The 12,034-nt window shown below is 41.6% G+C and carries 12 protein-coding genes; 3 read left to right on the top strand and 9 right to left on the bottom strand.

What is annotated here, in order from left to right; translation table 11 throughout:
- Window positions 1-31: 31 nt before the first annotated feature.
- From MR764_RS19510 to MR764_RS19500, 3 genes are all read right to left on the bottom strand, one after another.
- Complete coding sequence (locus tag MR764_RS19510) at window positions 32-784, bottom strand: hypothetical protein (RefSeq protein WP_247981137.1); 753 nt, start codon at window positions 782-784, stop codon at window positions 32-34.
- A 43-nt stretch (window positions 785-827) separates the two neighbouring features.
- A complete protein-coding gene (locus MR764_RS19505; protein ID WP_247981136.1) occupies window positions 828-1,361 on the bottom strand; it encodes a DUF4870 domain-containing protein in 534 nt (177 codons plus the stop codon).
- Between the two features lie 125 nt (window positions 1,362-1,486).
- The gene (locus tag MR764_RS19500) at window positions 1,487-1,933 is read right to left on the bottom strand and encodes a hypothetical protein (RefSeq protein ID WP_247981135.1); all 447 of its coding nucleotides are present in this window, start codon (window positions 1,931-1,933) and stop codon (window positions 1,487-1,489) included.
- Between the two features lie 398 nt (window positions 1,934-2,331).
- On the opposite strand from MR764_RS19500, the gene MR764_RS19495 reads away from it, so the two are divergent.
- A complete protein-coding gene (locus MR764_RS19495) occupies window positions 2,332-3,885 on the top strand; it encodes a fasciclin domain-containing protein (RefSeq protein WP_247981134.1) in 1,554 nt (517 codons plus the stop codon).
- 53 nt (window positions 3,886-3,938) lie between these two features.
- Here the strand turns inward: MR764_RS19495 and arr are convergent, their stop codons facing one another.
- The 6 genes from arr to MR764_RS19465 all read right to left on the bottom strand — a co-directional run bounded on the left by arr (window position 3,939) and on the right by MR764_RS19465 (window position 7,673).
- The gene (arr, locus tag MR764_RS19490; RefSeq protein ID WP_247981133.1) at window positions 3,939-4,388 is read right to left on the bottom strand and encodes an NAD(+)--rifampin ADP-ribosyltransferase; all 450 of its coding nucleotides are present in this window, start codon (window positions 4,386-4,388) and stop codon (window positions 3,939-3,941) included.
- A gap of 55 nt (window positions 4,389-4,443) precedes the next feature.
- Complete coding sequence (locus tag MR764_RS19485; protein ID WP_247981132.1) at window positions 4,444-4,848, bottom strand: hypothetical protein; 405 nt, start codon at window positions 4,846-4,848, stop codon at window positions 4,444-4,446.
- Between the two features lie 148 nt (window positions 4,849-4,996).
- Window positions 4,997-5,539 carry a DUF4377 domain-containing protein gene (locus MR764_RS19480; RefSeq protein ID WP_247981131.1) on the bottom strand — a complete coding sequence of 181 codons (543 nt, stop codon included), beginning with the start codon at window positions 5,537-5,539 and terminating at the stop codon, window positions 4,997-4,999.
- A gap of 199 nt (window positions 5,540-5,738) precedes the next feature.
- Window positions 5,739-6,026: a hypothetical protein gene (locus MR764_RS19475; RefSeq protein WP_247981130.1), complete on the bottom strand. Its 288-nt coding sequence runs from the start codon at window positions 6,024-6,026 to the stop codon at window positions 5,739-5,741.
- Window positions 6,019-6,402, bottom strand: coding sequence for a DUF6864 domain-containing function (locus MR764_RS19470; protein WP_247981129.1), 384 nt, complete (start codon window positions 6,400-6,402; stop codon window positions 6,019-6,021). The genes MR764_RS19475 and MR764_RS19470 overlap by 8 nt, the downstream gene beginning before the upstream one ends.
- Before the next feature lie 794 nt (window positions 6,403-7,196).
- Window positions 7,197-7,673 carry a hypothetical protein gene (locus tag MR764_RS19465; protein WP_247981128.1) on the bottom strand — a complete coding sequence of 159 codons (477 nt, stop codon included), beginning with the start codon at window positions 7,671-7,673 and terminating at the stop codon, window positions 7,197-7,199.
- Window positions 7,674-8,301: 628 nt separating this feature from the next.
- On the opposite strand from MR764_RS19465, the gene MR764_RS19460 reads away from it, so the two are divergent.
- Window positions 8,302-8,673, top strand: a complete 372-nt coding sequence (locus MR764_RS19460; RefSeq protein ID WP_247981127.1) for a BlaI/MecI/CopY family transcriptional regulator — start codon at window positions 8,302-8,304, stop codon at window positions 8,671-8,673.
- Window positions 8,670-11,237 (top strand): M56 family metallopeptidase, encoded by a 2,568-nt coding sequence (locus MR764_RS19455; RefSeq protein ID WP_247981126.1) that lies wholly within the window; start codon window positions 8,670-8,672, stop codon window positions 11,235-11,237. The genes MR764_RS19460 and MR764_RS19455 overlap by 4 nt, the downstream gene beginning before the upstream one ends.
- The last annotated feature ends 797 nt before the right edge of the window (window positions 11,238-12,034 follow it).

Below are 12,034 nucleotides of genomic sequence, written 5' to 3'. Positions count from 1 at the left end.
CCGGGTGAATTTTTATAGTACGGTCAGTCAACTATTCTATCCTTTCCACGGCCAGCTTCCGGATTTCCGGGTCAGGGTCGTTTAAAGCCACATGTTCAAGTGTCGACTTTATAGTTACCTTTTGAATGGCCGATCTTCTTACTTCGCTGTTTTCATCATTCAATGCTACATGCGACAAAGTAGATTGCAGCGATACCCTGCTTACAGCAAACTTCCGGATTTCCGGGTCACAATCGTTTAATGCCACATGTGCCAGCGTAGACTCAAGGGTTACTTTTTTTAGAGCCGCTATTTTTACTTCGCTGTTTTCATCATTCAATGCTACATGCGATAAAGTAGATTGCAAGGACACCATGTCTACAGCAAACTTCCTGATTTCCGGGTCAGGATCGTTTAGTGCCACATGTGCCAGCGTAGATTCCAGGCTTACCTTTTGTAGGGCCGCGACTCTTACTTCACTGTCGTTGTCATTTAATGCAACATGCGACAAAGTGGATTGAAGGGTCAGCTTACTCACCGCCAATTTTCGTATTTCAGGGTCGGGATCGTTCAGCGCCACGTGAGAAAGCGAAGATTGAAGCGTCAGTTTTTCAACTGCTGCTTTCCGAATCTCACGGTCCTTTTCATTTAATGCCAGGTGCGAAAGGGTGGATTGACCGGAAACGCGTTCAGATGTTTCAACGTTTTCAGACGAGACCGTCTGAAGGGTAATTTTTTCCTGTCTTGAAATCGTACATGCGCTCAGTACGCATACGATCAGTACCAGTTGTAATATTCTTTTCATCTTATTTACATTACTTTTCATGCAGTATTGAAAACAGCTCTGTCTACGAAAAAAAGTTAATGGCTAAGGGATACTTCCAAATCACTCCTTTATTGGCTTTTACGGCACCTGTTATGATGAAAACAATATTCAATACCATCAGAATTGTTATCGGCACAAACCCGGTGAAAAGCGACAACGGGCTACTAAAGGTAAATGAAAAGTTGATCGACAGTTTAAACAGGAAATTGATCGGAAGTATCAGTATAAACAAGGCCGTGAAATAGATCATTAAGCTCAAGATCCAGTTGACTACATTTTTACCGTGCTGATCAATGCGTTGAGATTTATCTTTGTTAAGCACCCATAAAATGATGGGAGCAATTAAGCCCAATACCAGGTGAATCAATCCCAGGAAAACCGATATGTGAAGGAGAAAGCCATAGGTGTTTTCGCTGAGTCCGAATAAATTACCCGGATTGATCTGAGGCCGGTCACTTAAAATTCGTTCTTTCTCTTTCGAAAATTCGTCTTCCGTAATGATTCCTTTTTTGAGTAAGTCATCCAGTTTTTCCAGGTCTTCAAAATGTTTGTTCATATTCAATTCAATAAGTTAGGTCTGATTTAGAAAGTGAATTCGCTTGTGTGTTAAACGATCTCCGGTTGATGATTTTTAGCCATTGCACGGTTATTATTCGTATTGCTCCGGGGATTTGTGTTTAACTAGCCAAGTTGTTCCCTGTAATCATTGATTTTTACCCAGTAGATAATCCAGCAAACCAATCCGGCGACTGCGGTTGCATATCCCAGGATAGGTATTATACTGCAGGCAAACAAGACACAATACGCTAATCCTATTCCTGATCCGGGGCTTACTTCGTTGGTTTTTATTCCTTTTTGGGCAAATTCCAGCTTTAGCGATTCGGCCATTTTGTTAACGATAATAAATTGCCAAACCACTCCAAACAGTGGAATCAAACTAAGCCAAACCATTCCTGGTTCCATTTTTCGGTTTTCAAGACTCACCCGCTTTAAGGTGTTCTGAAGAGTAAGCAAATAAAAGATCATCGGGATTAAGGTGATGACGGGAACGATCAAAATGATCATTACTATAATCAGTTCCTGCGGTCCGATAAAGCCAAGTAATATGGCGTTTAAGATTGGGTTCATTGCGTTAAATTTTAGTTGTTCTACTGTTTTGTTTTTATTTCGGAAAGCCTCGCTGTTTCACTGCTGGCGTGCTCTATACATTTCGGTTGAAATCCTGCCACTTTATTCTGGTCTGTTTTGTGTTGTTTCCGCAGGCGTATTCAAGGTGTCAGCTTTTAGACAACAATAAAGTAAACATAAAAATACTAACGATACAATCGCAGTAGGCTTTTTTTTAGCAAAAGTTTTGTTTAAGTCTACCGATGATGTGAGAGCTTTGCACTTCAGGATTCATGTTATAAAATAATTTTCGCCCATAGGTCCCGGCAGGGGTAAGTCTCTTTTGTTCCATACGCTATCATCTTGATATTTTGGGCTGTATTTTGTAACTTGTTGATATAGGGCTAAATAAACTCGTCATGAAAAATCATGCAAAAAATACTGGTATTGTTGTGAAGACGATTAGCTTGATCATATTCGCAATCTTTTTAGTTTCATGTGAAAATGAAGATAAGTCTTTACCGGACAACGGTGCCGATACCGAACTTAAAGCAGCTGCGCTAAAAAAAGGAACTGATCCGATTGCTCAAATTGCAATGGACGAAGGTTTTAGCGAGCTTGTTGCTGCGCTGAGTTATGTTGATTCAGCGTTGCAAACCCATTTCGTTGATTTGTTTTCGAACGGAAAAGATCAGTACACTGTTTTTGCGCCGACCGACGATGCATTTTTTGCCTTGTACGCTTCCCTGGGCGTTGGTAAGATTTCTGATTTGCCGGCCCAATCGGTGTTGGATATTCTATTGTATCATGTTACTGAAGGAAGAAGAGCTTCAAACAGTGTTGTCCCCAAAATGAATGTCCGTACCATTGAAACACTTCTTTACAAATCTTTTACGGTAAATATTGACGGAAGTATTCATGCAGTTGGAAATACAGCTGCCATTGCAAGCGCCGACATTTCAGCTTCCAATGGTATTATTCATGTTATTGATGCAGTGCTGCTGCCGGTTGATCTTGCGACCCTGCTTCACCAGACCCGACTCAGGATCGGACGTGCCCTGCTTGAAGTGCAGGCACCCGGGGTGGATGAGGTTCTGCCGTATTATGCCTATAACATTGAATATCACGATCCGGTGGTTAGCATTTACGGCATAGAAAACATGACTGCATTCCTCTATCAGCTGATAATAGGCGCGTCGCCTAACCTTGTAACAGCGGTGGTAGATGAAACGCTCGTCGACGATATTTATTCGGCAACATGGATCATGTCGGGGGATTTTCTGGGTGTTCCGTACCAGGCCAGGGGCATCTCAATTTTCAAGTTTCTGTCGAATTCTGCACAGGTTTACTACCAGCGCGACTACTATTCCGAAGGCGACATTATGGCTACCATCCCCGGACTGGATCAGGCAATCGGGGGATTCAGAGCTTATTACCGATGCGCTGTAGATCCAAAATTCGAGTGTCCGTTCACTGCTGCACCTGTAAGTACCGAAAACAATTCATTAAAGAGTGTACAAACCCAGATCAGCAGTGATCAGCTGGAGGTCGCTCGCCAACTGGTTCAGATCCATGCGGGAAACTGGACAAACGTACTGCCTTTTCTGGCTGCTAACTACGAGTATCACGATCCTATTGTCGATATCTATGGGCCCGAAACCATGGCTGCGTTCCTGGGGCGTTTGTTTGCGGGCTCGTCGAATTTGTACACCATTGTAGAAGACGAAACCCTGACCGACGACATTTATATGGCTACCTGGACCATGGCCGGTGAATTTAACGGAGCACCCTTTAGCGCTCCGGGGATGTCAATCGTAAAGTTTGTTGAAGGGACAACACAAACCTATTACTCGCGCGATTACTACACCGAGGGCGACGTAATGCTTGGCGTTCCCGAACTTGCGGGTGCCGTAACAGGTTTTCGTCACTACTACCGAAGCGCCGTAGATCCAACTTACCCGAGCTCGCAGTAGGCGAGTCGCTCTGGTAAGCAGAATCATATCCGCGCGGCAGAGTGTTCCTGCATTTACTCGTCGTTCAGCGAGTCGATTCCCTGTTTTAAGAGTTTTTCCAGTCCGGCTTTCATGGCGGCAAGCTGTTCGGCCGGGTGTCCTTGCCAAGCGGTAACTTCGCCTACCACCCTGAATGGCTCTTTCGAACGATATGACAGGGTGGGATTGCCCGGGAATTTTCGGTTGGTCAAATCCGGATCATCCTCGATGGCTCCCGAGGGTTCTACCAGATAAATTCGTTCCCGTTCTTCTCCAAAAGCAAGCTCTGCGCCCCAAATGGCTGCATCGAGGGTTGCTGTCAGAAAGATGTATTTCGCATTTTTTCGTTGTCCGAAGTTCGAGTTGAATCCCACTTCGATTAAGTCTCCCACTTTTAGGTCGGCTTTAGTACCGTGAAAGTAAGTTTGTGCAAAGGGTGTCGGATGCTGTCCCGTCGGTTTGTTTTCGTGCGTTTCTTTTTTCATGGTTATTATTTGTATTCGAAAGTTTGGGTTGTTGCTGCAATTAGGGGCCGTTTATTTATTCAACGGTGTAGCCAATGTAAAAATTTATTGTTGTTTTCGTGTTTTTTGCGAAGTCAATGTGTTGTGTTTCTTCAACCAGCCGTTCCCAATGGTTGCGGGTAGCCTCACATTTTACAGCGTACGTTCCGGGTGCAATTTTTAACGAATAATATCCGGTGGTGTCGGTTGTTGTTGCCCAATCGGAGTTTTCAATCCATATTTCAAATTCATTATCGTAGTAATGTTCCGGGTCATCCGCGTCAACATGGTGTACCTGTCCCGAAATCAATGAAGAGTCATTGAGTAGGGTATCTGAAACCGATACCATTTCCACTTTGCCTTCAATAAATTGCCGGTCGAGACAGGAGCTGGCCATTACAACGCCCGCAACGAAAATGGTCAGAACTGCAAACTTTTTCAAAAGAATTAATTTAGAGTTTATAACATAGATTGCGATTTACACTGTTGGGTTGCGTATCGTTTTCCAAAATGTTTTGCTGAAGGTGGTGTGAGAGGCGCTCGGGTGGGCTATTGGCCCACCGGCGGGCTACTCGATTGACAACAGTTTTTTATTTAAGTCCCATTAATTTTATTTCATTATTGGAACCCCTTTTAAAGGTTCCGACCACAAAATCTTGGTTTTGTAACATCGTTTCTAATTCATTGCAAAGATTGTTGCAGTCAATATCTATTTGATTAAGTAGTTCGAATCCTGTATTGGTTGTTACAAAATTTTCTCCATATTTTTTTAAATCTATATCAAAAAGAGTTTCATTATCAACTTCTTGAGTCGATACTATTTTTATAAGAGTATATTTTGCAGAAACTCCATCAAGAGGAGGATTATCAATTGGTTCTACTTTTACTGATAAATTGTAGATAGTACCAGGTTCATAATTAAATCCTTGGATATTTGAATAGAATTTTGTCCAATTGTCAGTTCCAATGTTATCTCCTTTTTGTATAAGTAAAGTTAAAACAGGTCCTACGGCAATTCCAGTATTCTGAAAATGGTTAATTCTCATTTCAATAACTTCAGATTGGTTATCATCATCTTTGGAACAAGAAAATAATATCCCAAGAATCATTAAAATCAAGATTTGGTTTTTCATAATTATACGATTTGGTTTTTAAGTAAGATGTATAATTATATTAAAGGTTGCGTTAAAATGTTGCCAATGGTCACTTGCAAGTTGTCGTTGCGGATTTCGAAGAGCGTTCCTGTCCGAAGGACACGGAACTGCGATACGAGAATCCGTAGTTGGCGTACCACCAAACCCCGCCCTGCAATATGTACTGTGTTAGGCAAAGTTATTTTTGTCCTACTTGAGATTTAGCTTTATTATAATTTTTAATCGCTAATATTAAGAATGCAACACAACCTAATGCCATCACCACCAAAAAAAACCAGTTTAATGTTGGCACTTCCTGTAATTTAGTGTATGATAACATGTTTCCAATTATTGCACAGGTTATTGCAAGGCAGATTTCAAAGAAAAGTCTAAATGTATTACTTGTATCTAAATAATCTTCTCTTACCAAAGTGATTGTTATCTCCTCGGGTGCTTTTACACTTGTGTTTACATTAATGCTAGCCATTCTGCTCCTCCTCTCCAAGATAAAATGAATATTCAACTTTTTTTAAGTTGGTATCAGTTAATCCATAAATTATATAGGTTAGATAAAGCTTTCGATTTAAAAGAGTCCCAATATACCAGAACTCTTTACTATAAGAGCCCAATATATTATTGTAGTTTGTAAATAAGATTTCTAATGTTGTATTGTTTACCGCTTTAGCAGACCTTTTTAATTCATTCTTGTTTGAATCTTCTGTGTCGAATTTTAATATGAAAGTAAGAGTATTTTCGTCTGGGGCTTTGATTTGTATTTGAAGGTCTTTATCACCCCCCGCAATTACAAGCCCACTGGAAATTAAGTCATAGTCTCCAGATTTGATTTGTGTTTCTATTGCCATTTTTTAGTCAGATTTTTAGTTTTTTTTGAATTTATTATATCATTATTTGATTTCATAATTTTGCCTAACGTATATGTAAATACCCCATTGCATTTATATTCTTAGTGTCGATTACATTTATAATACCACTCAGGTGCCGCATGTGTAGTTCTTTTGTGTAATGGCGTATTCAAGGCTATAGATTTTGTTTCCTAAAAGTAAACATAAAAAGAATGAATCGTACCTCAGACAATATGTTATGGAGTAGTTTTCATGGGTTAGGGGGTACTTCAGAGGTGGGGAGGGGTACTTCCGAAGTACCCCTCCCCACTTCAAAACATACTCGCCGGGCTTCAGAGGCGACTGCAGTAGGCAAAAAGGCGACTCGAGTTACTTCAGAGGCGACTGCAGTAGGCAAAATACCGAGTGCAGTCGCCTTTTTACCGCTCGCAGTAGGTTCAGAGGCGACTCAGGCAGGCTCCGAAGTAAGTGCTGTTGCTGGGGAGGAGGGGATATGGGTTGTATTCAAAAAAAACGGGCACCAACCAAGTTAGATTGGGATTTTTGAGGGAAGCTGTTTTTGTACTGCGACCATGAAGCATTCCTGGTTCACGGGAATCACCAACCGCAATGAAAGTAATATTAATTACTCTCCCTCTTCTCCCTCTCTATACGTAGAGAGGGACAATTGTGTCGAAGGCACAATCAGGGTGAGTCAGAATGTTGTAATCGTATTTTGCTGTTGTTTTTTGAGCGACTTTCAGAAAAAAAGCGGGGTTGATCATCCCCGCTTTTTTCAGACTTAGTGGCCAGAACTATTCCTCAGGTTCCGGTTTCTTTCGGCTGCCATTTGATTCGAAGCGTTTCTTCAGGTCTTCGAAAATGGCTTTGGCGCCGGGTATATTCATTTTGGCGGCTTGTTTTACCGAGTTGTAATAGCCCAGTGCATTTACATAACTTTCGCCGCCGGCTGCCATTACCGTGTCGTCGAGCCCGTCGTTGAGCTGCTGAACCACCCGGAGCAGCGGAACCAGTTGTCCCACCACGTTCATGTCGTTGGCCAGTGCCTGAGTATTCATAAAAGGCGGTGCAAACTGCGGGTCGGAGGTGGTGTAATCGAGTGTCTTTTCCACAAACGGAAGGGTTTTGTCGCTCATTTTGGGTAAGGTGCGCCGTTCTTCGGGCGTTAGTGCAATCAGGTAAGGCTGTAAAGCTGTTTGTACTTCCGCTAATTTCGTTTGGACGTCGGTAATTACCTCGTTGGGAATAATAAAATCTACGATGTTTTCCATGAGGATTAAATTTAAGTGTTACTAACTAGAATTTTGTGTAATGGTGTCTTCAAGATAAACCTATTGTGCTTTAAAAACAAGGAATGTTTTCTAAAACATAAAAAACAGAGTGCTGATACTGTGTGTTGTATGGTCTTTCTTTAAGAAGTTTTGCCTAATAACTATAAAAAATAGTTTGAAAACTAAAAAATATAGTTACATTTGTTTTGAAAGAGTTCAGAGCCGTGTCCGTCTTCTGACGGATTCAAAGTTCAGGGTTCAGGGTTCAGAGTGTGGATACCCGAAGCTTGAAGCTCGAAGCTCGGCGCTTGATGCTGTTTCAGATCCCTCTCCCTCGTCAGTTGACGGAGGGGATCGGGATGACGAAGCGGGATAATGGTTTAGCGACGCAGTGATATGTATAGTTGGATAAGGGTTGTTTTTGCGCCGCAGATGAATAGGGAAATCCTTGTCATTCCGACCCCGGGTATTCGGGGGAAGGAATCTGGTTCACTTGATGCTGGATACTCGAAGCTCCCCGCTTCCTGATTTGTCCCCCTTTTAGAGGGGGACGAGGAATTCGGGGGCATTAGCCACCGGAATGACGGAGGGGGTGATACTTGATACTCGATACTCAATACTAATAAAGATGAAAAAACTGACACAGAAGGAAGAAGAGATCATGAACTTTTTTTGGGACCGCGGGCCCATGTTTGTGAAAGAGTTAAAAGAGTTGTATGCCGGGCAAAAGCTGCATTACAACACGCTTTCGACCATGGTGCGGGCACTCGAGGAAAAAGGTTTTGTTGATCACGAGCAGTTTGGAAATACCTACCGCTATTTTGCGGCAGTAAGCAAAGAAGAATACAGCAAGAAAACGCTGGGCAGCGTGGTGAAAAAGTATTTCGACAACTCGTATAAAAACGTGGTGTCGCTGCTGGTGGAAGAAGAAAACCTTTCGCTGGATGATTTGAAAAAGCTGATCGAAGAAATAGAAAATCAACAAAACAACCCGCAATGAACCCATTCCTGGTTTGGCTTCTAAAATCGTCGGTAAGTCTGGCGTTGTTGTATGCGGTGTTTAAGCTGGCGGTTAGCCGCGACAAAATGCACACTGCCAACCGCTTTGTGTTGCTGGGCATTTTGCTAACGTCGGTGGTGCTTCCTTTTGCCGATGTGCCGGTTATTCGGGAAACACAGGTGATTCCGCAGTTCGAAGCCATTCATGAGTGGGTGGCTGCTCCCGCCGCAAGCGAACCGGTAATTTATACCGAAGACATGTCAGATACAATAAGTAAAGCAACTTCCGCGAAAGCGCCGCTTAACCCTTGGCTGGTGTTTTACCTGGCTGTGATCGGGCTGCTGATGGCTCGTCTGCTCTTTTCGGTGGTTCGGGTGGGGAGTATCATCCGCCAGGCCGAGAAACAACACTTCCGCGATGTGGTTTTGGCCATTGTCAAAGATTTTATTCAGCCCTTCTCCTTTCTTCAGCACATTGTTTTGTCGGAAAAAGACTTTACTGAAAACCGTGATATTGTAGTCGCCCACGAATACGCCCACATTCAACACAAACACGCGCTCGACCTGATGATCTGCGAGCTGTTTACCGCCCTTTTCTGGTTTAACCCGGTGGTGTGGCTGTTGCGCCGCGATCTGAAACTGATACACGAATACCAGGCCGACCAGGCCGTTCTTAACCAAGGCATCGATGCAAAAACATACCAACTGTTGGTTCTTAAAAAGGCTGTAGGCGAAAGACGTTTTGCCCTGGCCAACCATTTTTCACAAAAACCAATTTTAAAACGAATCAAAATGATGCACATGAAAACAAATCGTCGCCACACAAGCCTGAAACTGGTTTTGTTTGTTCCGGTAATAGCGCTGCTGTTGCAGGCTTTTGCAAGGCCAGAGATAATTGTAGAGAAAGCAGGTGCCTATTTGCCCGCAATCGGACAACAGGATAGTTCTGAAGTTTGGGTTGAAAACTGGGTGAGCGCCAGAATAAAATATTTAACGAATGAAGATTATTTTAATGACGATCAACTTCTTACGATTATCGATTCAAATCGGCCAATTGCTGAAGAAAACACCGTGCATAAAAACAATGTGTTTATCATTCTTCAGAATTTGAAAGGTGAGTTATTGGTTGAAAACCAGAGGCTTGAATTGAAGGATTTAAGGACTTATCTGGACTCTTTTCTAAAAGGTAAAAATGAAATTTCCGGAGAAAATCCGGATGTATCTTTGGAAGAATTGCCCTTTGTTGGAAAAGTAACAATTTCACAGGGAACCATACTTTACCGAAAAGATGTGGCTACTCCACAAGATGCAACCGAAGCGGTAATGAAGAAGATTGCAGAAGCCATCTTAAGTGTAAGGCAGGAGATGGCGAAAGCGAAATTTGGGAATGATTATTTTTCTTTAAGTATCGATAAGAAGGTGGTTGTGAACAAGATGATTCCCGGGACAACAAGTTTTCAAATACCTAAAGGTATAAAACGAAGCTCAGTAGCTCCGCCTCCACCGCCACTTGTAAACATAAGAATAGCAAAAGATGGAGGTATTTATGTTGAGAGGTATTACGTTCAGCCAAAACCAAAAGATGAAAAATGGCAGCTGATAGACAACAAAGAACTTACAATCGAACAACTAAAGCGTTATTTGATGCAGCGGAAACAGTTAAATGATGAAGCAAATCGAAAGAATGGGACCAATCACGAACAGGGAGTAAATGTAACTGTTGAAAACGGTGCCAGCGAAAAGGTTGTTTCCGAGGTAAAAGAAACATTGTTTTTTGCCGGGATAAAAAACGCAAATTTTAAAAGGCCGGCAGATAATACACCCTCGTCGCAAAATATTGGAAAATACGATGTGAGAGTTTATTCTGATAGATTGGAGGTTTTTAACAACGTATCTACCGTTGAAAACGTAAAACAGGAAGTTGAAGAGTCTTTAAAATCAATGGGTGATAAAACAACGATTTCCGTTTTGTCGTTTAGCGATGTCCCGAAAAAAAGGCTGGATGCCGTTCTCAATGAGCTGAACCAGGTTCCGTTTGTAAAAGTAAGTACCACCGTTCTGAAGCTGGAGCAGGAACCGGTTTCAACAGCACAACACAAAATTATGCTAAAAGCAAACGGTCGTATTAACCTGGATGACAAAGAATACAATTTAACCGGGTTTGAAGCTAAAATAAGGGAGGCAAGTGCAGGTAAGCAGCCGTTAAAAATTGCATTGGAAGTGGAAAACAATACTACCAACATGCAACTTGAAACGGTAAAACGAATTCTGAGGGATGCAAAAGTTGATCAGGTAGGTTACAGTATTCAAAAACATTTCGTAAGGGAAACGGAGCCGGGAACAAAAGTAGGAGAGCCAACATATGGATTTTCGATTAGTTGGAGAGGTGCACCAGATATGGAAAAAACGAAACGGGCTGCTGAAGATTTTCTTTCAGGAACAGGGAATCGTAGTTTGTACACCAGTATATTTCCGGAGAAAAATGCCACGCAAGAGGAAATAGACGCGGTTAAGAAAGTATTACTGAATGCCGGTTTTCTGAAAGTGGATGTTCGGAAAAATTAAAATCAAAGTTTTCGGAGGAGTGTAAAGCCATTTTCATTTTCACTCCTGTTAATTCTTGTTAAAGAGTGTTATAAATAAGTTCTGACAAAAAAAGAATTTGTTACTTAGTCGTTATGTAAAATTGTGGCATGAAATATGCTGACCCTGAGACATGATCCTCTGAATATGATTATCATTGAAAAACATAAAGAAACTGAAGATCTTATAGGCAAATAGAGATTTGTCATAAGTTGGAAAATTAAGTTTAACAAAAAGCCCGGAGAGCCGGGCTTTTTTATTTTTGGAAGCTGAGTGTTATGTGTTAATTATTGGGAATTGAGTGCACTTGTCTGACATATTGTTACCTATTGTTTGGGTATTTGTTTGATCTGATTGAATCGTTAATCACGAATGTCCTGAAAGGACTATACTTTAATAACCGTGTGTAAAACGCACGGCAGAAAATCGATTCGAAACATCAGCCCTGAAAAGGGTTGAATAAATCCCCATAAAAATGTTATTGTCGTTACAAAACAAACTAAATTAGTAGCTATAAAATAGTTATAACTAAGACTTAACCACCATGACCAGTTATCGACAAATCATCTATCAAATCATTTTTCGCACCAAATACAACCAAAAAACGTTACAATCGGAACATAAAGAAAAGCTCTTCAAATATATATGGGGAATCATAAGCGGGCACTTAAAACCCGCTGATTATTAATTGTTTATTTTTTAGTTCTTTGACATTTTTGTAATCGTATTTCGTAAGTACTTCTTTTATAGGAGTTTTGTCGAGTAGAGATATGCTAAGG

It is taken from the genome of Maribellus sp. YY47 (assembly GCF_023111095.1).
GTDB lineage: Bacteria > Bacteroidota > Bacteroidia > Bacteroidales > Prolixibacteraceae > Draconibacterium.
The sequence above is the reverse complement of the archived record's forward strand: the minus strand, read 5'-3'. Positions and strand labels throughout refer to the sequence as shown.

Coding starts and splice junctions, on each gene's coding strand:
- MR764_RS19500 (WP_247981135.1), bottom strand. CDS start 1,933: ATGAACCCAATCTTAAACGCCATATTACTTGGCTTTATCGGACCGCAG.
- MR764_RS19480 (WP_247981131.1), bottom strand. CDS start 5,539: ATGAAAAACCAAATCTTGATTTTAATGATTCTTGGGATATTATTTTCT.
- MR764_RS19505 (WP_247981136.1), bottom strand. CDS start 1,361: ATGAACAAACATTTTGAAGACCTGGAAAAACTGGATGACTTACTCAAA.
- MR764_RS19475 (WP_247981130.1), bottom strand. CDS start 6,026: ATGGCTAGCATTAATGTAAACACAAGTGTAAAAGCACCCGAGGAGATA.
- MR764_RS19460 (WP_247981127.1), top strand. CDS start 8,302: ATGAAAAAACTGACACAGAAGGAAGAAGAGATCATGAACTTTTTTTGG.
- MR764_RS19495 (WP_247981134.1), top strand. CDS start 2,332: ATGAAAAATCATGCAAAAAATACTGGTATTGTTGTGAAGACGATTAGC.
- MR764_RS19455 (WP_247981126.1), top strand. CDS start 8,670: ATGAACCCATTCCTGGTTTGGCTTCTAAAATCGTCGGTAAGTCTGGCG.
- MR764_RS19510 (WP_247981137.1), bottom strand. CDS start 784: ATGAAAAGAATATTACAACTGGTACTGATCGTATGCGTACTGAGCGCA.
- MR764_RS19465 (WP_247981128.1), bottom strand. CDS start 7,673: ATGGAAAACATCGTAGATTTTATTATTCCCAACGAGGTAATTACCGAC.
- MR764_RS19470 (WP_247981129.1), bottom strand. CDS start 6,402: ATGGCAATAGAAACACAAATCAAATCTGGAGACTATGACTTAATTTCC.
- arr (WP_247981133.1), bottom strand. CDS start 4,388: ATGAAAAAAGAAACGCACGAAAACAAACCGACGGGACAGCATCCGACA.